The sequence below is a fragment of the Sphingomonas sp. NIBR02145 genome, from assembly GCF_027359115.1.
Taxonomy (GTDB): Bacteria; Pseudomonadota; Alphaproteobacteria; order Sphingomonadales; family Sphingomonadaceae; genus Sphingomonas; species Sphingomonas kyeonggiensis_A.
The window spans coordinates 2,334,935-2,357,807 of record NZ_CP114791.1 but is presented as its reverse complement, the minus strand read 5'-3'; the positions used below and the strand labels follow the sequence as shown (position 1 = coordinate 2,357,807).

Annotated in this window: 16 protein-coding genes; 2 read left to right on the top strand and 14 right to left on the bottom strand. The window is 66.8% G+C overall.

The annotated features are described in order from the left end of the window. Window positions 1–18: 18 nt before the first annotated feature. The 8 genes from O3305_RS10320 to O3305_RS10285 form a co-directional block, all read right to left on the bottom strand. Complete coding sequence (locus O3305_RS10320; protein WP_269576312.1) at window positions 19–861, bottom strand: fumarylacetoacetate hydrolase family protein; 843 nt, start codon at window positions 859–861, stop codon at window positions 19–21. 25 nt (window positions 862–886) lie between these two features. After that, window positions 887–1,624, bottom strand: coding sequence for an SDR family oxidoreductase (locus O3305_RS10315; RefSeq protein ID WP_269576311.1), 738 nt, complete (start codon window positions 1,622–1,624; stop codon window positions 887–889). 63 nt (window positions 1,625–1,687) lie between these two features. Then, entirely contained in the window at window positions 1,688–2,713 is a 1,026-nt protein-coding gene (locus tag O3305_RS10310) for an aldo/keto reductase (RefSeq protein ID WP_269576310.1), read from the bottom strand. Then, window positions 2,710–3,048, bottom strand: a complete 339-nt coding sequence (locus O3305_RS10305) for an L-rhamnose mutarotase (RefSeq protein ID WP_269576309.1) — start codon at window positions 3,046–3,048, stop codon at window positions 2,710–2,712. Before O3305_RS10305 ends, O3305_RS10310 begins: the two co-directional genes overlap by 4 nt. Beyond that, a complete protein-coding gene (gene fucP, locus O3305_RS10300) occupies window positions 3,045–4,328 on the bottom strand; it encodes an L-fucose:H+ symporter permease (RefSeq protein WP_269576308.1) in 1,284 nt (427 codons plus the stop codon). The genes O3305_RS10305 and fucP overlap by 4 nt, the downstream gene beginning before the upstream one ends. Window positions 4,329–4,676: 348 nt before the next feature. Beyond that, window positions 4,677–5,972 (bottom strand): L-fuconate dehydratase, encoded by a 1,296-nt coding sequence (locus O3305_RS10295; protein WP_269576307.1) that lies wholly within the window; start codon window positions 5,970–5,972, stop codon window positions 4,677–4,679. Window positions 5,973–6,187: 215 nt separating this feature from the next. Then, window positions 6,188–7,069, bottom strand: coding sequence for an IclR family transcriptional regulator (locus O3305_RS10290; protein ID WP_269576306.1), 882 nt, complete (start codon window positions 7,067–7,069; stop codon window positions 6,188–6,190). Window positions 7,070–7,100: 31 nt separating this feature from the next. Continuing rightward, on the bottom strand, window positions 7,101–7,829 hold the full coding sequence (locus tag O3305_RS10285) for a GntR family transcriptional regulator (RefSeq protein ID WP_269576498.1): 729 nt from the start codon (window positions 7,827–7,829) through the stop codon (window positions 7,101–7,103). A 444-nt stretch (window positions 7,830–8,273) separates the two neighbouring features. On the opposite strand from O3305_RS10285, the gene O3305_RS10280 reads away from it, so the two are divergent. Further along, complete coding sequence (locus tag O3305_RS10280; protein ID WP_269576305.1) at window positions 8,274–11,006, top strand: TonB-dependent receptor; 2,733 nt, start codon at window positions 8,274–8,276, stop codon at window positions 11,004–11,006. Window positions 11,007–12,017: 1,011 nt separating this feature from the next. Here O3305_RS10280 and O3305_RS10275 read toward each other — a convergent pair. From O3305_RS10275 to O3305_RS10250, 6 genes are all read right to left on the bottom strand, one after another. Beyond that, window positions 12,018–12,506 carry a hypothetical protein gene (locus O3305_RS10275; protein WP_269576304.1) on the bottom strand — a complete coding sequence of 163 codons (489 nt, stop codon included), beginning with the start codon at window positions 12,504–12,506 and terminating at the stop codon, window positions 12,018–12,020. Between the two features lie 98 nt (window positions 12,507–12,604). Beyond that, window positions 12,605–13,939, bottom strand: a complete 1,335-nt coding sequence (locus tag O3305_RS10270) for an APC family permease (protein WP_269576303.1) — start codon at window positions 13,937–13,939, stop codon at window positions 12,605–12,607. Continuing rightward, window positions 13,936–15,396, bottom strand: coding sequence for a S10 family serine carboxypeptidase-like protein (locus O3305_RS10265; protein ID WP_269576302.1), 1,461 nt, complete (start codon window positions 15,394–15,396; stop codon window positions 13,936–13,938). Before O3305_RS10265 ends, O3305_RS10270 begins: the two co-directional genes overlap by 4 nt. A 2-nt stretch (window positions 15,397–15,398) precedes the next feature. Beyond that, window positions 15,399–16,508 (bottom strand): pyridoxal phosphate-dependent aminotransferase, encoded by a 1,110-nt coding sequence (locus tag O3305_RS10260; RefSeq protein WP_269576301.1) that lies wholly within the window; start codon window positions 16,506–16,508, stop codon window positions 15,399–15,401. 176 nt (window positions 16,509–16,684) lie between these two features. Then, on the bottom strand, window positions 16,685–19,735 hold the full coding sequence (locus O3305_RS10255; RefSeq protein WP_269576300.1) for a TonB-dependent receptor domain-containing protein: 3,051 nt from the start codon (window positions 19,733–19,735) through the stop codon (window positions 16,685–16,687). Window positions 19,736–19,901: 166 nt separating this feature from the next. After that, the gene (locus O3305_RS10250) at window positions 19,902–21,317 is read right to left on the bottom strand and encodes a S10 family serine carboxypeptidase-like protein (protein WP_269576299.1); all 1,416 of its coding nucleotides are present in this window, start codon (window positions 21,315–21,317) and stop codon (window positions 19,902–19,904) included. A 314-nt stretch (window positions 21,318–21,631) separates the two neighbouring features. On the opposite strand from O3305_RS10250, the gene O3305_RS10245 reads away from it, so the two are divergent. Next, a complete protein-coding gene (locus tag O3305_RS10245) occupies window positions 21,632–22,864 on the top strand; it encodes an aminotransferase class V-fold PLP-dependent enzyme (protein WP_269576298.1) in 1,233 nt (410 codons plus the stop codon). The last annotated feature ends 9 nt before the right edge of the window (window positions 22,865–22,873 follow it).

The window sequence follows — 22,873 nt, the reverse complement described above, 5'->3', positions numbered from 1 at the left end:
GCCCCCGCCTTGTTGCGATCAGGCTTCGATGACCACCTGGTGCTGCTCGCCCAGGCCGGCGATCCCGAGCGCGATCCGGTCGCCCTTGTGGAGCCACACATTGGGGCTCTGCCCGAGCCCGACGCCCGGCGGCGTGCCGGTGGTGACGATGTCGCCCGGCTGGAGGCTCATGAAGCGGCTGAGATAGGACAGGATGAACGCCGGCCGGAAGATCATCGTCGAAGTCGACCCGTCCTGGTAGCGCTTGCCGTTGACCTCGAGCCACATGTGCAGGTCGCCCGTGTCGCCCACCTCGTCCGCGGTCACCAGCCAGGGGCCGATCGGGCCGAAGCTGTCGCAGCCCTTGCCCTTGTCCCAGGTGCCGCCGCGCTCGAGCTGGAAGGCGCGCTCGGAGACGTCGTTGCAGACGAAATAGCCGGCGATCGCCGCTTCGGCCTGCGCCTCGTCGACATAGCGGCATTCGGTGCCGACGACGAAGGCCAGCTCGACTTCCCAATCGAGCTTGGTCGATCCGCGCGGCTTCACGATCGGATCATTGGGCCCGGAAAGCGCGCTCGTCGCCTTCATGAACAGGATCGGCTCGTCCGGAATCGCGGCGCCGGTCTCGGCGGCGTGATCGGCATAGTTGAGGCCGATGCAGATGAACTTGCCCGGTCGCGCGACGCAGGCGCCGAGCCGCGGATCGCCCTCGACCAGCGGCAGGCTCGCCGGGTCGATCGCGCGAAGCCGCTCCAGGCTTTCCGGCGTGATCGTGCCGCCGTCGATATCGGCGACGACTCCGCTCAGGTCGCGGATCCTGCCGTCGGAATCGAGCAGGCCGGGCTTCTCGTCGCCGCTCGGGCCAAAGCGCAGCAATTTCATGTACGGAACTCCTTCAATCGCGGGATCAGTTGGTCCAGCCGCCATCGATCACATGGATCTGGCCGGTCGTGAATGCAGCGTCGTCGGACGCGAGATAGAGGGCGAGGGCCGCGACTTCCGATGCCTGGCCCAGCCGCCCCATCGGCTGGCGCGCGACAAAGGCGGCGAGCGCGCCTTCATAGTCCCCGGTCGCGCGCAGGCGCTCGTGCAGCGACGGCGTCTCGATCGTGCCCGGGCAGATCGCGTTGCAGCGTATGCCCTGGCCGACGAAATCCGCCGCCACCGCCTTGGTCAGGCCGATGACGCCCGCCTTGGTCACCCCATAGGCGAAGCGATTGGGCACGCCCTTGATCGAGCTGGCGACCGAGGACATGTTGACGATGCTCCCGCCGCCGCGCGCGATCATGTCCGGCAGCGCCGCCCGGATGATCCGGTACATGCTGGTGAGATTGAGGTCATAGGCGAGCGACCAGTCCTCGGGCGAGCAATCGAGGATCGTCCCGCCCGGCACCGCGCCGGCGCAGTTGAACAGCACGTCCAGCGGTCCGGAAAGCGCCAAGGCCTCGGCGATCGAGGCATCGTCGCGCACGTCCAGCCTTGCCACCTTGCACCCGGCCAGGCCCGACAGGCCGTCCAGGTTGATGTCGGTCGCCCATACGGCGGCGCCCTCCGCGGCGAAGAGCTCGGCGGTCGCCCGCCCGATCCCCTGCGCCGCCGCGGTCACCAGCGCGGTCTTGCCCGCCAGCCGGCCAGCTTTCGTCATCTCATGTCTCCGTCAGGGCTGTTGGTCGTGTGCCGCATCGGCACCGAGAAAGGTCATGCGCATCTACCGATCCGTCGGAAGGGGAGCGTCCGGGGCGATCAGGCCCGCATCGCGGAGCCCGTGCCAGAATTCCGCCGGGATCTCGAAGGCGTGCAGCCGGATCGTATCCTCGACCTGTTCGGGCGAGCCCAGGCCGAGCAGCACGCTGGCCACCGCGGGATGGGCAAGCGGGAACTGGAGCGCGGCGGCAGCCAGCGGCACCTGATATTCCCGGCAATGCGCTTCCAGCCGGGCGACGCGCGCCACGATATCGGCCGGTGCCTCGCCATAGTCGTAGCGCGGCGCATGGCCCGGCGCGGTGCCGGTGGCGAGGATGCCCGAATTATAGGCGCCGCCGATGATGACCGAGACTTGCCGCGAGAGGCAGAGCGGCAGGAACTGCTCCAGCGCACCCTGCTCGAGCAGCGTATAGCGGCCGGCGAGGAGCATGACGTCGCAGTCCGCGTGCCGCAGCACCTCAACGCCCACCTGCCATTCGTTCGCGCCTACGCCGAAACCGGCAATGGCGCCTTCGCCGCGCAATCGCTCCAGCGCCCTGAGGCCGCCGCCCTGGGTCAGCTGATCGAAATACCGCCCATTGTCCGCGCCGTGGGTGCGCACGCCGATGTCATGGACATAGAGAAGGTCGATCCTGGCGAGGCCCAGCCGCTGCAGGCTGTCCTCATGGGAACGCAGGACGCCGTCATAGCTATAGTCGAAATGCCGCTCGAAGGGCAGCGGCGAGCGAAAGCCCTGCCGCTCGGCATCGCCGCGGAGCGTGGGGTCCGCGCGGAGCAACCTGCCCACCTTGGTAGAGAGCACAACGCCTTCCCGACCGCGCAGCACATCACCGGTGCGCCGCTCGCTCAGCCCGTGGCCGTAATGCGGAGCGGTATCGACATAGTTCATGCCCGCTGCGAGCGCGTGCTCCAGCGTGGCCCTTGCCTCCAGATCGCTGACCGGCTGGTACAGGTTCCCGAGGGGCGCCGCGCCAAATCCGATTTCACTGACTTCGATGCCTGAACGGTGAATCTTGCGGCGTGCGATCATGCGTCGGGATGCTCGTCGAGCGCGAAGATCCGCGTCATCGGCAGCCATTTCGGGCCGTCGGCCGCGATCGGGCGCTGATAGGCGTCCATCGCGGATTCCCACTCGGCGATGACGGTCTCGAGCGCGGGGTCGGACGGAGCGAGCCCCTCCGCCGGAACCTCGGCCAGCATGACCAGCCGATCGGCGACGCGCCAAATCTCCATTTCGCTAAAGCCGCGCTGCCGGATGTCGCGCAGCACCTGAGGCCATACCGCGCCGGGCGCGTGACGCGCCTCATAGGCGGCGATCAGGTCGGGATCGTCTTTCAGGTCGAGGGCGAACAGGGCACGTGTCACTTGGCAGGTCCTTCGCGAAGCCGCAGCACGGCAAAGGCCAGCACGCCGGCAAAGGCAAGCATCGGCACGAGCATCATGTGGTGTACGCCGCCGATCCGCTCGGAAACGATCCCCATCAGCGGGGGGAACACCGCGCCGCCGATGATCGCCATGATCAGGAAGGCCGAACCGCTCTCGGTCTCCTCGCCCAGCCCCTCGACGCCAAGCGCGAAGATCGTCGGGAACATGATCGACATGAAGAAGCTGGTCAGCCAGAGCGCGCCCACCGCCGGCATGCCCGATGCCAGCGCCGCGAAGCCGCAGAGCAGCGCGCCGGCCGCGGCATAGATGGCAAGCAGCTTCGCCGGGGCGATCCGCCGCTGCAGGAAGGCACCGCTGAACCGGCCGATCATCAGCATCGCCAGGCTGGCCGAAAGCAGGAACGCCGTCGTGCGCTCGGTAAGCTGCGGGGCCTGCGACTTGGTGAAGTCGATGAAGAAGCTCCACACGCCGACCTGTGCCCCCACATAGAGGAATTGCGCGATGACGGCCGCGCGCAGCCAGCGGTGGCGCAGCACCGCGAACATCGGGCGGCGCGGGCCCTCGCTCGCCTTGGCATGCGCGATGACCGGGAAGCGGGTGAAGGCGATGAGCAGGCCGATCAGGCAGACCACCAGGCCGATCGCGATATAGGGGCCCTGCACCGCGGTCGCCGCGGCGGACCGCCAGGCGGCGCGCTCGGCCGGGGTCATCGCCAGGATCTGCGCCTGGGTCCGCTCGTTCGAGGAGAAGATGAACAGCCCGCCGACGATCGGGCCTAGGATCGCGCCGACGCCGTAGAAGGACTGCGCTAGGTTCAGCCGGGAGGAGGCCGTCTCGGGCGCGCCGAGGATCGTCACATAGGGGTTCGATGCGGTCTCCAGAAAGGCGAGGCCGATCGCGATCACGTAGAGCGCGACCAGGAACAGGCTGTAGCGTTCCGCCGCCGCTGCCGGATAGAAGAGGAAGGCGCCACCGGCATAGCAGGCCAGGCCGATCAGGATCGTGTTCTTGTATCCCAGTCGCCGGATCAGCAGGCCGGCCGGGATCGCGGCGCAGAAATAGCCGACATAGAAGGCGAACTGGATCAGGCTCGCTTCGGTGCGGGTGAGGTCCAGCGCCTTCTGGAACTGCCGGATCAGCACGTCATTGAGCGCTGCCGCCAATGCCCAGGAGAAGAAGAGCGACGTTACGAGCGCGAAGGCGACCACATAGCGGCGCTCGACGATCGGCGGTGCGGCAACGGAGGCGCGACTGGCCATTCTCGGATTTCCTCCCCCCGGCGGTGCGGGATGTACTTTTTTATAATTGCGTATTTAAAATACAAGTTCATAGGAAAAAACAATAGGTCGACCCGGTGATTGCGGCCTCTCCCTGAAATTTCCTGTCCTCGCGCGAAGCGATTGCGGCGTCGGCCCGATCCTGTCGAAGTGGGGCAGGGCGAAGGGACGTTGCAGCGCAACGGGTCCGGTCCGCAAGCCCGGCAATGTCCCATTGGGCCCGGGCTGCGCCCGGATGGGCCGTTTCCAATCGCGCCGCCCGCCGGCCCCGCTGGGCAGGATCGCACGCGCAATGTCCCTGTCGGGCGGAGCAGAGGCCCCGCCGCGCATTCAGGCTGCCTGCTCGCGGCCGGGACGGTGCTGATAGCGGGTCAGCGTTTCCGGCTTCATCTCGATCGAGAAGCCTGGCCGTTCGGGCGGCATATAGGCCGCCGAGCGGATCACGCAGGGATCGAGGAAATGCTCGTGCAGATGGTCGACATATTCGATCACCCGGCCCTCGCGCGTGCCGGCGAAGCAGAGATAGTCGATCATCGCGAGATGCTGGACATATTCGCACAGGCCGACGCCGCCGGCATGCGGCCAGACGGGCAGATCGTATTTCGCGGCCATCAGCAGCACCGCCAGCACTTCGTTGACGCCGCCCAGGCGGCAGGCGTCGATCTGCACGACGTCGATTGCCGAGCCCATGATGAACTGCTTGAACAGGATGCGGTTCTGGCACATCTCGCCGGTCGCGACCTTCACCGGCGCGATGCCGGCGCGGATGCTGGCATGGCCCAGCACGTCGTCGGGGCTGGTCGGCTCCTCGATGAAGAAGGGTTTGGCGAAGGTGAGGGCGTTGACCCAGTCGATCGCCTGGCCGACTTCCCACACCTGGTTGGCGTCGATCATCAGCGTGCGATCGGGGCCCAGCACTTCGCGCGCGATGGCGACGCGGCGCTTGTCGTCCTCCAGGTCGACGCCGACCTTGAGCTTGATGTGGCGAAAGCCGGCATCGACGGCTTCCTGGGCCAGGCGGCGCAGCTTGTCGTCGTCATAGCCGAGCCAGCCGGCCGAGGTGGTGTAGCAGGGATAGCCTTCGGCGCGGAGCAGGGCGATCCGCTCTTCCTTGCCGGCGGCGCGTGCTTCGAGCAGGGCGAGCGCCTCTTCCGGCGTGATGCAATCGGTGATGTAGCGGAAGTCGATCGCGCGGACGAGTTCGGCTGGCGACATCTCGGCGACCAGGCGCCACACGGGCTTGCCATCGGCCTTTGCCCAGAGGTCCCACACCGCATTAACGATCGCGCCGGTGGCGAGATGGATGGCGCCCTTGTCGGGGCCGATCCAGCGCAACTGGCTGTCGCCGGTGATGTGGCGCCAGAAGGCAGCCGGCTCGGCGCGGATCGAGTCGAGCGACTGGCCGACGACCAGCGGGCGGAGCGCCTCGATCGCCGCGACGCAGACCTCGTTGCCGCGCCCGATCGTGAAGGTAAGGCCATGCCCGCTGAGACCCGGCGTATCGGTCTCCAGGATCACATAGGCGGCCGAATAGTCCGGATCCGGATTCATCGCATCCGAGCCGTCCAGCGAGAGGCTGGTGGGAAATCTGATATCCAGCACGCGCAGGCCGGTGATCACGGTCATTGGCGGTTTTTTCTCTGTGACAGGGGAAGCAAGTGTCGGGCACTAAACGAGGCCTTCCATATTGCGCCGACAGTATTTTGTATATGGAAATATTGTTTCCAGATGAAATCTGATCCGGTTCGGATGGACACATTTCGCGCATCTCTTCGGTTCCGATCAAGCGGACTCGATCGGGTTGGGCCGGTGCGGGGAGGTGCTTGTCGCCGGCGGCGCCGCTAGCTGGCCTTGCGGCTTCGGCGTGGACGTTTCGGCTGGGGCACGGAAAGGGTGGGGACCACGGGTGCTTCCTCGCGGTCGTACCAGCCGAGGATGGTCGAAATATCGAAGGCGGCGACCTTCAGCAGCGCGAGCGTTTCTTCGAGCGACAGGTGCGGTGCGTCGTCGATCACCGCCAGATACGGGATGGTGAGCGCCGCCACCACCTGGCCGCTGAACCCGAAGATCGGGCAGGACAGGTCGGACACACCCGCCAGCCGCGAGCTCTCGATCGATTCATAACCCTGGGCGCGCACCTCGGCCAGGCGCTCGGCGAGCTGACGGGAAGGGGGCGCGCCCAGCACTTCCAGCCGGCGGGCCTCGTCCATGAACGCCAGCAGCACATGCCCCGAGCAGCTGGTCTCCAGCACGATCTCGGTACCCAGCCGAACGGCGAAGCCGGTGGGGCCGGAACTCTCCTGGCGCGCGACGATCAGGCCGCGGTCGCCATTGACGACGGCGAGGTGGCAGGATTGCATCGTTTCCGCGGCCAGGGCGTGCATGCGCGCCGCCGCGACATAGGTGAGCTCCTGCGCCGGCGTCGCGCGGTGCGCGAGCTCGAGCAGCTTGTAGGTCACCCGGTAGCGGTCGTTCGTCGCATCCTTGTGCAGCCATCCCCGGCGATCCAGCGCGACCACCACGCGGAAGAGTTCGCTCACCGAGCGGCCCAGCCGCTGCGCGATCTCGGTGATGGTCAGGCCGAACGGCTCGTTGCCGAGCAGCTCGATCACGTCGATGCCCTTCTCCAGGGCGGGAGCGCTGTAGTTGGGCGCGGCGGACTTGTCGTCCGGCTTCGCCTGCTTCTTGGCCGGCTTGTTCTGCGATGCGGGCTTTGGGGGCATCAGGCGACGCTAGCGCAGCAAAACCGGCTTGTCATGCCGGCACTGACTGGAGATCCGTCAGTTCCGCGACGAAGTCATAGGCGTCACCGCGATAATAGGACTGGGTATATTCTACCGGCCGCCCGTCGCCGAGGAAGCCGCACCGCTCGATCAGCAGCCCCGGCGTGCCCGCATCGACATCGAGCAGCCGGGCCTGGGACTCGGTGAAGGGCACCGCGCGCAGGCGCTGCAGCGCGCGGACCGGCCGGTGATCGGTGCGGGCCAGTGCCGCGTAGAGCGATCCCGAGACCTCATGGATCCCGTCCAGGCAGAAGCGGGGCACCGTCGAGAATTCGAGCGCCATCGGGGCGTCGTCGGCGATGCGGATGCGGTGGAAGCGCAGCACCGGCTCGCCGGGCGACAGGTTGAGGTGCATCGCCTCGGCCGGCGTGACCGTCCCCTCCGCGCGCAGGATCCAGCTGCTGCGCGCCAGCTGCCGCCGCGCCGCCACTTCCTCGGAAAAGGAGCTGATCCGCGAGAAATCCTGCTCGATCCGCCGGGTGACCGTGGTGCCGGCGCCCTGCCGCCGGGTGAGCAGCCCGTCCTCGGCCAGCTCCGCGATCGCCTTGCGGATGGTGATCCGCGAAAGGCCATATTCGGCGGCAAGGTCGCGTTCCGGCGGCAGCGTAGCACCGGGTTTGAGCCGCCCCTCGGCGATCGCCGTGCGCAGCAGCCGGGCGAACTGGGCGTAGAGCGGCTTGCGATCCCGCAGCACCAGCATGCCCAGCGAGGACCCGGCGTACGCCGCCGCCGGGGCAAGCACCGCGCGCGGTTGCGGGCCGAGCAGCGGAATGCTCGCGCTCATGCCGCGACTCGCGTGTCGACGAGACCAATTGCATCCTCGGCATGGCCTCTCCGCTGCCCGCACGGTCGCGCCGCGCCCAAGCCTCGATCGTCCATTCTGCCCCCTCATCCGGCTCTGGTTTTCAGGCGTAACATCAAGATCAATCTGACAAATGCCACGTTTCATTTTCATATGCAAAATTAGTTTCCAAAAAACCGTTGCGTGATTGGTTCGTTCGTGGTTACACACTGGTCCCTAGGCGCCCCGAAGCTCGGATTCGCAGAACCGGTCGGGAGAGGCGCTGCAGAACAATTCTGTATCCGCAGGAAATGCCGGGCTGGCGGTGCCAGTCCTGCGATGCAAGCGAGGGGGGTTAAACGAATGAATCTACGGCTTAAGTTCCTGGTCGGTACGGCGCTTACCTGCGCCGCGGTTCCGGCCTATGCGCAGGATTCCGTTCCTTCGCGCGACGACGGCGAGATCGTCGTCACCGGCATCCGCAAGAGCCTTCAGGACGCGATCGAGACCAAGAAGCGCGCCAATTCGATCGTCGACGTGATCAGCGCCGAGGATGTCGGCAAGCTCGCTGACAGCAACGTCGCGGAATCGCTGTCGCGCCTGCCGGGCGTCACGGTCGACCACCAGTTCGGCGAGGGCGAGCAGCTCTCGATCGCCGGTGTCGAGCCCGCGCTGAACCGCCTGACCATCGACGGCCACTCGGTCGCCTCGGCTGACTGGGGCGGCAACCCCTCGGATCGCTCGAGCCGTTCGTTCAACTACTCGCTGCTCTCGCCCACGATCATCAGCCAGGCGGTGGTCTACAAGACCCCCGAGGCACGCCTCCAGGAAGGCGCGATCGGCGCGAGCGTCGACATCGTCACCCGCAAGCCGCTGGACCTGAAGCCCAACACCGTCGCGCTGACCGGCGGCGGCGAGTATAACAGCCGTGCCAAGCGCGGCAGCTTCCGCGGCTCGGCGCTGTACAGCTGGCACAATGAAGACGAGACGATCGGCTTCCTCGGCGCGGTCAACTACGACAAGGAACAGCTCAGCCGCGCCGGCTCGGCGGTCTATTGGTATCGTACCGGTGATGCGCTGCTCGATCGCTACCCGAAGGACGCCAACGGCAACATCATCTACGGTGCGGACGGCCGCGTCACCAGCGGTCCGACGCTGAACGGCCAGCTGCCCAACGCCGCGATGATCGCCGAGTTCAGCAAGGCCCGCGTCGCGTCGTTCCTCGCTCGCGAATTCTTCAAGCAGGAGCGCGAGCGCATCGGCTTCTCCGGTGCGATCCAGGTTCGCCCGGCCGACAACCTCACGCTCACCGGCACCGCGTTGGTCATCCGCGGCAATTACGACAACCTGTCGAACTCCGAATATACCTATGGCTATGAGGGCTCGCTCCTCCAGAGCGCGACCTATGCCGACGGCATGGTCACCTCGGCGACCTTCGCTGGCATCACCAGCGGCAATGGCGCCACCGGCCAGCTCGACACCAACTTCCGTCGCACCCGCGTCAAGAATGACTCGCTCACCTTGATGTTCGACTGGAAGCCGGGCGACTGGGTCGTCACCGGCAACTTCGGCGGCACCCGCGCCTCGGGCGGCAAGGATCCGGAATATCTCCTCGATTTCCGCACCAAGCAGGGCTTCACCTCGGGCACCAACGGCCAGGACACCTATGTCAACTGGCAGTATCCGGCGAGCGACGCTTCGCGCTGGCTGAGCAACTACACGGCGCTCGGCGGCGAGAACCAGAGCGAGGCGGCGGTGCGCGCGGCCAATGGCGGCAACCCGTTCTTCGGGCGCCAGATCGGTGGCATCACCTACGCCGAAAAGACCCGCGACAACGAGCTGTTCGGCCAGGCGGACGTCAGCCGCAAGGTCAATCTCGGCCCGATCACCGAGATCCTGTTCGGTGCGCGCTTCGCCAGCCACACCAACAGCAACACCACCGTTGGCGGCGCGACGTTCACCAACCAGAACTTCACGCTCGCCGATCTCAACCCCTATGTCCTCGACAGCAATCTGTATGATGGCCTGGGTGTCAGCGGCAACGGCACGCCCTATGCCACGCTCGATGCCGATGCGATCCGCGCGACGCTGGAGAAGTACGGCAATATCAGTGTGAGCCGCGGCCTCTCGAAGGACCAGTATTTCCACGTCAAGGAAACGATCGTCTCGGGCTATCTGCAGGCCAATTTCGAGGCCGGCCGTTTCCGCGGTAACATCGGCGGTCGCTATGTCTTCACCCGCGACCAGTCGCAATTCTACGTGCAGAGCGGCGGCGTATTCGCACCGACCCAGGTGAACACCGACGACAACCGCTTCCTGCCGGCCGCGAACCTGATCTTCCAGGCGGGCGAGAATGTGGTGCTGCGTGCCTCGGCGGCGAAGGTGATGGCGCGTGCGCGCTACTCGGATCTCGCAGGGTCACTCTCGCTCGACGACACCACCCGCTCGGGCAGCGGCGGCAATCCCGATCTGAAGCCCTATGCGGCTACCAATTTCGGCCTCTCCGCCGAATGGTATTTCGCCCCGGCGAGCTACATCTCGGGTGAAGTCTTCTACCGCGACGTGTCGAACTATATCGGCAACGCGGTGCAGGACGGCGTCAGCCTCACCAACACGGTGACCGGCCGCACGCTGGAATACTCGATCTCGCGCCCGGTGAACGGCGGCAAGGCGAAGGTCACCGGCTTCTCGCTGACGGCCAACGCCAATTTGTTCTGGGGCTTCGGCATCCAGTCCAACTACACCTTCACCGACGCCGATACCGGCTCGCCCACCGGCCTGCCGTTCCTCTCGCGCGACACCTTCACGCTCGTGCCCTATTTCGAAAAGGGCCCGTTCCAGGCGCGTGTCAGCTTCAACCGTCGCTCGAAGTACTTCTATCGCTTCGGCCGCCAGCAGTCGCAGGATTATACCGACGGCTACAGCCAGCTCGACGCGTCGATCTCGTACAACCTCACCGACAAGCTCCAGGTCAGCGCCTCGGCGTCGAACCTGCTCGACGAAACCTATTACCAGTACAGCTCGGATCCGAAGTTCCCGACTTCGGTCTACAAGAACGGTCGCGTCTACTCGCTGAGCGCTTCGTTCCGCATGTAAGTGTGCCCCGGGCGCGGCGGCGTTCTCGCCGCGCCCACCCTTCCCAAGTCCCTTTGCGATGCCGGTGTCTCCAAGTCTGGCATCCCACACTAGCCGCCCCTAGCTCTGCTAAGGGCGGCATTTTTGTGTGTGCGCTGGTGCACGCGGGGCGAGGAGATCTTCTCGCGGTTCCAGGGTGGGCCGAAGGTTCCAAAACCTCGTCACCCCGGCCTTGTGCCGGGGGCCACCGGGCGGCGAGGGCAGAATTCGAGAGTTCCGGTTCAGCGCGTGCGGCACCGTGGAACCCGGCACAAGGCCGGGCCGACGGCGGGAGGCAGGCGATGACGATCTTTCCATGGCAGAGGCTGGGTGGGAGCTGCCTGTCCGCTCCATAGGCACGACTTGGATAGCGGACAGATCGCATGTTACCTTTGGAAATGCTCGCTGTCGTTCTCATCGCTGCATTGCAGACCCTCGAAGCGCCACCGGAGCCGCTGAAGGGCCAACTCCAATCGGCTATTTGGATGGATCTGCAGAGGAATGCGATGATCGGTAACGGCGCTCGCCTGGCCTCGCTTTGGTATCAGGCGGGAAGTGACACCGCTCCGAACCTCCACATCCAGGCGCTGGCATGCGCGAAGAGTCGCTCTGGTCAGCGGTGCTCGTTTGTCCTGTATCGTGACGGCGGTGCGGTCAGGGTAATGAATGAGACGGCTCCGGATACCTTGGCTTGTGTCGCTGACTTTGTGCGAGCGGATGGGGCATGGAGTGTTGTTCACACGCGTCCCCCTAGAAAAGGGGGCCACACCAAGACTTCCGTGCGATGTAAGACCTGAACGTCATAAGCGACTGCTTTTGACCCTGTTCAGCTCCAGCTCGAACGATCGACTTTGGGGCGTGAGCTGCCGTTCGAAGAAGTCTCGCACCAACGGCAGCTATGGCGTGGTGGAGTCCAAAAGCGGATTGGCAGCTAATGGTCCAATCCGGGCCTGATCTGCACAATGACGGCAATCTCGCCGCTGGCGCATCGGGTCAGGGCACGAATTCGGGTGCCAGCTTCCCGACGATGCCGTTCTCGTCGCCCTTCTCGCGCCGGGCGCTTGCCGGCGTGCCGCTGCAAAGCGGCAGGAGCGCCGCGTAGACGCTGTTGTCCAGCCCATATTGCGTGCCGGTGTTGCCGTCGAAATTGCTAACCTCTTCGCGGATCAACCGGAGGCCGTCGAGGCGCCCTTGTGCGATCGTCACGTCGTAATAGGCGGTGCGATCGGAATTCATGATGTTCTTGCCGCACCGCATCACGGCAGCGGCCTGCAGCATGTCCGCGCCGGAACCGGTCCGCGGGAAGACGAAAATGCCGACGCGGAGCTCATCGCCGCTGCGTTCCAGAGTGTTGAGATCGGCAACCACCACCGTGCGATACCCCGGCGAGTTCAGCACCACGAAGTCATCGGCGCGCGCCTGCGACGCAGAAAGCAGGGCCACAAACGATGCCGAGACCGCACTCATCGTCCCCAATTTCATCTTGCCTGCCCCCTGGTCCCAAGCCCGCCAATCGATCCTGCCAGCGAACGAAAGGCGTCACAAGCGCTCGATATCCGGGCGTGAGCGACCGGTCCGCTTTACGGGCCCACGTCCTGGTGGGCGGCAGGGCGCCGCCCGCGCGTCATGACCAGGCGGAACACCACCCCAACCACCAGCCAGCCGCCCAGCAGCGCATAGGGCCGCCAGTCCGCTTCGAAGCCGACCAGGATCAGCGCCAGCGCACAGAGCGTGCCCGCATAGGAAACCAGCCGCATCGGGCCCGGGGCCAGCTTGAACGCGGCGGCCGCGTACAGCTCGGGATGGCGCTCGGTCACGCGCGCGGCGGACAGGCAGATGCTGGCATATTTGAGCAGGTTGGGGATGTTGACCGCCAGGAACAGGAAGGTCAGCTCCATCGGCAGGAACAGCCCGACACAGCCGATCGCGAACACGGCGATCAGCGCGACATAGGGCGTCTTCCAGCGCGGATGGACCCGGGCAAAGGCGGCCGGGAGCATGCCGGCGGTGCCCATCGCGTAGAGGCTGCGGCTGAACATCGCGAACATCGCGTTGAGCGACTTGCCGATCGAAAGCACCGCGGCGAGCACGATCAGCGGCGTCGCCACCGGGCCCATGAACTGCTTTGCGGCGTCGAGGATCGGCGCCTGGCTCGCGCCCAGCGCCGGTGCGCCGAGCACGCCCAGCGCGACGAAGCCGACCGCGAGATAGAGCAGGGTGGCCGATCCGATCGACAGCGCGATGCCCAGCGGAATGGTCCGCCGGCTGTTGGCGACTTCGGCGCCCGCTTCGGTCGCTGCCTCGATGCCGAAGAACAACCCCATCAGCAGCGGGGTTGCCGCGATCATCCCCTGCCAGCCCTCAGGGAACATCGGCTCGAAATGGTCGAAATTCACCGCCGTTGCGCCGCCCCAGGCCACGAAGATCGCGAACAGGATCAGCATGCCGGTCAGCAGGATCTTCTGCGCGCGGGTGGCGATATGGACGCCGAACAGGTTGAGCAGCAATGCGAGCAGCAGCGCCAGGAACATGGTCGGCTTCACCGGCAGCGGCACCAGCATCGAAGCGTAGCGGACCAGCACCAGCGAGAGCACCACCATCGCGCCCATGTTCGCGATGATCCGCGCCCAGGCGATGTAGAAGCCCCAGTTCGGGCTCAGGAAGCGCGCCGGCCAGGCGAAGGATGCGCCCGACACCGGCAGTGCCGAGCCGAGAAAGGCGTAGCTGACCGCGATCAGGTACATCGGCAGCGCGGCGATCAATGCCGAGAGCAGCATCGCCGGCCCCGCGATCGCGGCGGCCGGGGCGATAGCCGAGAAGATCGAGACGCCTACCGCCGTCCCCAGCCCCATGGCGATCACGCCGCCAAGGTCGATGCCTTTGGCCAGCTTCTCGTCGCCCGCGCCCTCGCTCACTGCGCGACGCCTGCGATCAGGAAGGCGCGGACATCGGCGACCAGCTTCTGCCAGCTCGCATCATCCGAATAGGCGACATGGCCGGCGGGGTAGCGCGCGTTCCTGTAGCGCTCGGCGGGCAGCGCGGATTGCGCGAACAGATAATCGGCGGCGCCCACCGTGGTGGTCAGGTCGAACAGGCCGGTGCCGACGAACAGGCGCATCCTGGGGTTGTCGGCCATGTTCTTCTCGAGCTGCGCCATGAACGGCCAGTCGTTGAAGGGTGAATCCCCCGCGCCATAGGCCCAGTCGCCGGGGAAGCGGGCGATCACCTTATAGGCCGAGGGGTCGGCCACGCCGATCCGCTTGAGCTCGCCCAGCACTGCCTTGCCGTACAGGTCGGAGACCGCCGAGAAGGCATCGGGGCCGACGATCTCGCCGGCATTGGCGGGGCGCGGCGCGGTGTAGCGCGCGTCGTAGCGGCCGAGCACCTTGCCCTCGGCGCGCAGCAGCTCGGTGCGGAACTGCTCCTTCGAGATGCGCAGGTCGTGCGCCAGATAATAGGCGCGCGGGATGCCGGTCAGGTCTTCGAGCTTGGTCGCGATCTCGACGCGGGTGGCGGTGTCGAGCGCCGCGCCGCGGAACAGCGCGTTGAGATAGACAGGTCCGAACGCGGTCGCCTCGGCGGCGCTCGCAGCGGGATCGCAGGCGGCGGGGCGCTTGTGGTGGTAGCAGGCGATGGCGGCGAGCGTCGGCAGCGAGATCGGATAGGTGATGACGTTATCCGGGCGCTGCGACGTCTCGATCATGTTGAGCGCCTGGCCGAGCAGCAGCACGCCGCGCACCTGCAGCGCGGGGTCGCGCAGGCGCAGCGCCTCGACCATCGCGGCGGCGCGGATCGTTCCATAGCTCTCGCCCAATATGTAGAGCGGCGCGCCGGTGCGGCCGTGCGCGGCCAGCCAGGCCAAAGCGAGCTGCGCCACCGCATCGGCATCGCCCTTCACCGACTGGTAGGTGCCGCGATCGGCATCCTCGGCGAAGCTCGAGAAGCCGGTGCCGGGCGGATCGAGGAAGACGAGATCGGCAAGGTCGAGCAGGGTCGCAGGATTGGCCGAGACACTGGCGTCGGCGGGCAGCGGCGCGGCCGGGTCCTGCGGCACCTGCGCGCGCATCGGGCCGAGCGCGCCCATGTTGAGATAGGCCGAGGCGGCGCCCGGGCCGCCGTTGAAGATGAAGATCACCGGCCGATCGGCGCGGGCTGGTCCGGTATAGGAGATGTATCCGGCGGTCGCGTCCTGCTTGCCCGGCTTGCTGGCGACGGGCACCAGCCCGACCTCGGCCTCGACCTTCACGGTCTTCCCGGCGACCTTCACCGCCTGCTCGCTGCGGGCCTGGACCTGTGCCAGCGCGGCGTTGCCGCTCAGCAGGGCGGCGGCAAGCGCGGTTCCGGCCAGCAGCCGCCTGATATTCCCCCGCATGCTCATCCTCCCTGTTGTTCCCGATAGCGGATCAGGCCTTCGGTCAGGGCCTGCAGGCCATAGTCCACTTCCGCCGGTGCCCGGGCGAAGCCGATGCGGATATGCCCCGGCGCGCCGAAATACTCGCCAGGTGCTACGATCACGCCGCAGCGGTCCGCCAGCCATTCGGAAAAGGCGATGCTGTCCTCGATCCCCACCAGCCGGGGGAAGGCGATGCAGCCGAAATCGGGCAGAGCGCCTTCGAACAGCCCCTCTTCGAGCCAGTGGCGGTGATAGGATTCGATGATCGGCCGCGCGCGCGACATGATCCGGCTGCGATAGCCATCGAACATCTTGGGCTGCTCGAGCACCAGGGCGGCGAAGGCGTGGGCGAGGTTGGAGACGCCGAAGTCGATCTCCTCCGCCAGCGCGCGGATCCGCGCCATCCGGCCGGGCTCGCCGACGATCCAGCCGCAGCGCAGCGTGCTGAGCCCGTGCGACTTGGTCAGGCTGCTCACGCTGATGAGTGCGGGCGACAGGCTGGCGGCGGGCAGCGGGCGCAGCGCCGCGTCGACATAGTCGCCATAGACCTCGTCGACGATCACGCTGATCCCCCGCGCCTCGGCGATATTGCCGATCGCGATGAGGGTCTCGCGGTCCAGCGCCATGCCGGAGGGGTTGTGCAGGTCGGACAGCACGATCAGCCTTGTCCGCGGGCCGATCCGCGCGGCGAGCTCGTCGGGGTCGATCGTGAACCGGTCCCCGCGCCGCTTGAAGCGGTCGACGCCGAAGCCGTGGGTCTCGGCGATCTTGTGGAACAGGTCGAAGCCGGGATTTTCCACCAGCACCCGGTCGCCCGGCGCCAGCATCGCGCGGTAGATCAGCGACAGCGCGCCGGTCGCGCCGGTCGTGCACAGCACCTGCTCCGCCGGCACCTGGTAGCGGTGGGCGAGTTGCTCCACCACATAGGGATTCCCGCTGGCGAAGGCGCTGGTGTAGCGCGAGGTGATCGGTTCCGAGAATCCTTCGAGGATGATCTGGCGCAGCAGGTCGAAGGGTTCCGGCACGGAACTGTCGAACAGGCTCACCAGCAAATTGCGCTCCGAACGGACGGCGCGGATCACCCGGCGCACCCAATGCGAATAGGATTCCCCAACCGGCGCCCCGGCGCCAGGGATATCCGCTTCGCCCAGGGCCGCGGGGGAAAGGTCGGTAAATTCCGGCCGGTTCATGTTCTGGTTCGTTTTCCGTCCGTGCCTGGGGTCAAGCCTGTGGGTGCCGCCCGGCATTGTGCCGGGCGGCCGAGGGATCACTTGAGCTTGATGGTAGCGCCGACGAAGAAGCGCCGCCCGAGAATGTCGCCATAGGCGATCTGCGGGTAGGACGGTGCCTTGTCGGTGAAGTTGTCGACGCCTGCCCGCAGCGCGAAATTGCCGAGATCATACTGCGTCGAGATGCTGTGGACCACATTGGCGCTCAGCATCGGCGTCGGCGTCGTCTCGATCGTCGCGTTCGCCGCCGAGCGGGTGCGGCCGCGATAGTCGAGCTGATAGGTCAGCCGGAACGGCCCATTCTCATAGACCGCGTTGAACTGCCCCACCCATTTCGGGCTGAGATAGGTGTCGTCGGTCCGCGTGAAGGTCGTGCCGGTCACCGACCGCGTCAGCAGCGCATTGTGCGTCGCCACCGCGCGCAGCCCGAGCTTGCCGATATCGCCACCGCCGAACACATCGGCCAGCGCGAAGCGATAGTCGATCATGTAGGTCTCGCCGCGATACTTGATTACGCCGGCGTTGAAGGTGGTGGTGGTGCCGGTCAGCACCGAGCCGCCGATCGCCGTCGCGCTCGGATTGGCGATGCGCGAGAAGGCGCTGCACACCGCCGCGTCCGGGCTCGCTTCGTCATAGCAGGCCGCCATGAAATCCTCGGTCGTGAAGGGCGACAGGCCGTCCTTCAGATCGATCTGGACGCGGTCCGCGCTGATCGTCAGCCCGGGCACGAAGCGCGGCTGGAACACGAAGCCATAGGTCAGCGTGTCCGAGATCTCGTTGCGCAGGCCGGTATTGCCGCCGCTGGTGATCGTCGCGATGCTGAAATTCTCGGCCGGATCCTGGAAGCGGGCGAGCCGCTGGGCGGCGCTCAGCCCCGCGCCGGTGCCGTCGGGATCGACGCCATAGCCGGGGTTGGCGGCGAACAGCGCCAGGCAGTTGGCCCGGCGCGCCGCCGGATTGGGCCCGCTGTTGATCCGGTCGGCATCGCAGGGATCGAAGCCCACCGAGCCGAGCCCGCTCGAGGTCGGCGCGAGCAGCTGGGTCAGCGTCGGCGCGCGGAAGTTTCGGCTGCGCGAGCCGCGCAGGGTCAGCCCGCCGGTCACTTCCCAGCGCAGCCCGACGTCCCACACATTCTCGCTGCCGGCGAGCGAGTTGTCGACATAGCGGAACGCGCCCTTCAGCTCGAGCGCCTTGACCAGCGGCAGGGTAAAGCCCTTGCCGATCAGCGGGATCGAAAGCTCGGCCGAAAGCTCGTCGGTATTGTAGCCGCCGGACTGGGCGACCTGGGTCGATCCGTCGCCGAAGGTTCCCTGCAAATTGGCGGCGAGCGGCGAGAAGCGCGCCTTCTCGTCGCGATGCTCATAGGCGGTGCTGAACGCGACATCGCCCATCGGCAGGCTGAACAGCGATCCGCCCAGCGTCGCGAGCAGGTCGACCTGCTCGTTGGTCCAGTCCATGCCCGCACGGGTGCTCACATAGTCGCGCGCCGCCTGGCTCACATTGCCGCGGCCGAACGGATTGATCGGGGCGCAGCTCGCATCGTCGTTGGTCGTGATGGCATCGGCATTGATCGCGCAGACCACCTTGCCGCCGCTCAGCACCGCGTTGATCGCGTTGTTGTAGCGGCTGTTGATCACTTCCCAGGTGCGCTGCTTGCCCTCGACCCGGCCATAGCTGCCCGAGACCGACCAGTAGAAGTTGCGCGCCCCGATATCGAAGTCGCCGTCGAGCGTGACGAGCGCGCGATAGGTGTCGGTGGTGGTGGTGCGGGTGGCGTCCGGCACCAGGTCGTAGAAATACTTGGACAGGTACAGCGGCGCGCCGGCGGCGAAGGTCGGCGAGATCGCGCTCAGCGCCGCCTTGGCCTGGGCGGTCAGGAAGCCGTTGTTGATCGTGAAGGCGATCGGCCCGGCATAGGTGCCGGCGTTCAGCGTGGTGCGGCTGTTGCCCTGCGGGATCTCGCTGCCGGTGGTGCGTGCGAACAGCAGCTCGGTCGAGATCTTGATGCGATCGGTCAGGTCGTAATGGCCGATCAGGTTGGCGGTGTAGCGCTCCACGCCGGTGCGCAGGCCGGCCAGCTCCTGGTAGGCGAAGCCGTCGCCGCCCGAGGCGAAGGGAATGCCCTGGATCGTGCCGGTGTTGTAGGCGACGACATTGCCCGCGGAATCGAACTGCAGCGCGCTGCCGCTGGCGTTGCGCGCCAGGAAGTTGGGCGGCGGCGCCGGGCGGGTGAAGATCACGCCATTGCCGTTGAACGGCCAGAAGGCGGCGTTGAAGATCTCCTTCACCGAAGGGATGCCGTCGCTCGGGCCGGTATCGGCCGAGTTGCTCACGGTCAGGCGGCCGAGATTGGACAGCGGGCGATCCGAGAAGCGCAGGATCGGCGACTTGGACCAGCCCACATCGATCGCGACATTGCCGCGGCCGCCGGCGAAGTTCGTGCCCGCGGTGCCGCGCAGGCTGTAGGTGGCGTAATCGCCGCGGCCCGAGATGCCGGTCTGCCCGTCGAGCACCAGCCCGGTGAAGTCGCTCTTGAGGATATAGTTGACCACGCCCGCGATCGCGTCCGAGCCGTACACGGCGGCGCCGCCGCCCTGATAGACTTCGACGCGCTCGAGCAGGCCGAGCGGGATGATGTTGGAATCGACCTGTGCGTCACCCACGCCGCCGGGATCGCCGATGCCCGAGCTGCTGGTGACCATGCGGCGGCCATTGACCAGGGTCAGCGTGCGCCCGGCACCCAGGCCGAACAGGTTCGGCGCCTGGATGCCCGATCCGCTGGCCTCGCCCGATCCGTCCGCCTGGTTGAGCACCGGAACGTTGGAGGGCAGGTCGTTCAGCGCGTCGGCGGCGCTGGTATAGCCGCGATCGATCACTGCCTGCTGGCCGATCACGGAGACCGGCGCGGCGTTGTCCGATTCCGGGCGGCGGATGCGCGAACCGGTGACGATGATCGGCTCGCCGGCTTCGCTTGCGCCGGTGTCCTGCGGCGCGGCCTGCTGTGCCAGTGCCGGCATTGCGGCCATGGCGGTGAACAGCGCCGTCGATGCCATCAGCCGGCGCGCGATGCGGGTATGTGTGTTTGTCATGCTACCCCTTGCTCCCTGAAATGCGTTCCGGTGGCCTGTGCGGCTCTTTCCCGGATCCGCATCAGAATAGGCGGGCGGCGCGGAATTTTTTGCCGAAGCCACGCCCGGGAGCGAAAAATATGAAACAAATTCGCAATGTCTGGGCGGGTGAGCGCAAGATTTATGCTCAGGGTCGCAGGAAGGCTGCGAGATCCTTGCCGAAACGCAGCGTCTCGCGCGGATCCTCATACATCATGTGCCCGCCGGCATAGCAGCGCAGGGTGAAGCGGGCGGAGACGGCCCGGGGCAGTCCCGCCGCCACCGCTTCGTTGCCGGCGCAGCTGTTCAGCGAGTCATACAGGCCGGTCGCCACCCAGGCGCGCAGGCGCGGGGCCTTCTCCATCGCGCGCAGCGTCCAGGGCTGGGAAGGACTGGGCGGCCCTTCGCCGGCACGGGCGCGGGCGAGCGAGTCCGGAGTGATCGGCGCCTGGTCATATTGCCACTGGCTGCCGGCATCGCTTTCCGGCGCATCGATCCCGGCATAGCTGCCGGTGCGATAGTTCAGCGCGGTGCGATAATAGTCGAGCACGGTCCGGCCATCGGCGCTCTCGTCCTCGGGCGCTCCGGTCTTGCGCATGTCGAACAGGCCCAGCGTGTCGCCCGCGATCAGCCCGGTGCGGAAGGCGCGCGGCGAGACCCACAGAGTCTTGGCGTCGATCGTCGCGGGATCGAGCCCCTGGAAGCGGGCAAGCGCGGCGATCACTCGGGCGCGGTCCTCGGCGGAGAGTGCATCGGGCGCCGCCAGGGCAGGGGCATAGACCTTCTCGGCCCAGCTTCGCGCTTCGGCCAGCGCGCGCGGCTGGTCGGCCTGTAGCTCGGGCGGCAGCTTGCCCAGCGCATGCGCGGTGGCGGTGCGGTTGACCAGCGACAGCGCGCGCAGCCGGTTGCGGTCGGGCATGTCGCCCAACGGGATACCGCCCGAGATCAGCGCGATGCCGGCCACCGGCACCTTGGCGTCGATCAGCCGCTCGGCCACCCCGGCGGCGCGCCACGTCCCGAAGCTCTCGCCGGCGAGGTAGAGCGCCGAACCGGTGCGGCGATAGGCGGTACGGAAATCGGTGACGAAGCCGGCGACCGAGGCGATATCGGCATTGGTGCCGTAGAAGTCGGCGGCATGGGCGGGATCGTCGGCTTTGCTGAACCCGGTGCCCACCGGGTCGACGAACACGAGATCGCTCACCCCGAGCGGGCTCGCTTCATTGTCCACCAGCTTGCCCTGCTTGAGGATGCGCGGGCCGACCGCGTGGAACTGGAGCGTGCGCGAATCCGCGCCGGGGCCGCCATTCCACACAAAGGCGAGCGGGCGCGGCTTGCCGCCGGGCACCAGATAGGCGGTGTAGAAGATCCGCCCGCGCACTTCGCCGCGCAGGTTGCGCACCGGCAGCGTGCCGGCACAGGCGATGTAGCGCAGCGTCTTGCCGCCGATCCGGGCGCTGTGCTGCGTCTCCACCGCGTCGCCGGTGCAGGTCCTGGCGCTCGCCGCGATCGGCAACAGCGATCCACCGGCCAGCAGCATCGCGCAAGTCAGTGCTCGAACCTTCATCGGCTTTACTCCCTTTGCCGAACCCACGGCATCCCTCTCTTCCTCCGTCATCCCCGCGAAGGCGGGGATCCATAGTCGCTGAACGCAGTGAGGCACATCGCAGCCAGCCAGAATGGATCTCCGCCTTCGCGAGGATGACGAAGAGAGGTTCGATCCATCCTATCCGGGCTCGTGGGGAATTTTTATGCGCAACATGGCGAGTTTGCGGGGAGGCACGGGATCGGCTTCGCTGTGGTAGCCCGTGAAAATCGGCAAAAACTATTCGCGCAACCGGCGCTAAGCTGATCGGCAATTCGAACAGGGGAAGGCGGGGCATGCGATCGGGCGTCACACGGCGCGAAATCCTGGCAGGGGCGGGCGCCGCGCCGCTGGTCGTGCAGGCTGCCTCCGCTGCAGGGGCCTCCACGCCGCTGCCCGACAAGGCGAGCTTTGCGCCGATGCCCGGGCCCTATCTGGATTCGGGGACGATGCACCCGATCCCGCTCGGCGCCCGCGACGCGGTGCGCGCCTATCTCGATCAGCGCGCCACCACCGATGGCCATTATCCCACCGATGCGGTCGAAACCCGGGTCAAGGCGAGCTTCGCCAAACTCATCAACGCCGCGCCCGAGGAGATCGCCTTCGTCCAGAGCACCACGGCGGGCGAGCAGCTCGTCATCGACGCGCTCGATTTCCCGCGCGCCGGCGGGCGGATCGTCACCGACACGCTGCACTTCTTCGGTTCCTTCTACCTCTATCAGGAGCTGGCGAAGCAGGGCGTCGATGTCGCCTGGGTGAAGCCCATCGACAATCGCATCTCGGTCGAGGCAATGGAAAAGGCGATCACCCCGGGCACGCGGCTGGTCGCGCTGTCGCTGGTGTCGACGTACAATGGCTTCGAGCATGACCTGAAGCGCGTGTGCGAGATCGCCCATGCCCGCGGCGCGCTCGTCTATGCCGACATCATCCACGCCGCCGGCACGATCCCGATCGACGTGCGCGCCACCAATGTCGATTTCGCCGCGACCGCCAGCTACAAATGGCTGATGGGCGATTTCGGGCTGGGCTTCCTCTATGCCCGCGCCGACCTGCACGACCGGCTCAAGCGCACCCGCTATGGCTATTACCAGCTCGCGAAGTTCGCGCCGCACGTCTATCCCTTCGATCCGCCGGGCGAGACGATCGCCGATGTCGCGCCCCGTCCGGACATGGAGGGGCTGTTCGCCGGCGGCACCCATTCGCACACCGTGGTCGCGCAGCTCGACTGGTCGCTCGACTATATCCTCAAGCTCGGCGTCGATCGCATCGTCGCGCATCGCCAGCCGCTGATGGCGCGGCTGCGCAAGGGGCTCGCCGAGCGCGGCTATACGATCGTCACCCCGGCCGGCAGCCGCACCCCGCTGCTCACCTGCGCGCTGGAGGGCGCCTATGCGAAGCTCTCCGATCCGCTGAAGGCGGCAAAGGTGCAGATCACTCTGTCGCGCAACCGTTTCCGTGTCTGTCCGTCCGTCTTCAACGACCTAGACGATATCGAGCGCCTGCTCGCCGCGCTTCCCCGCATTTCCTGAAAGGCCCCC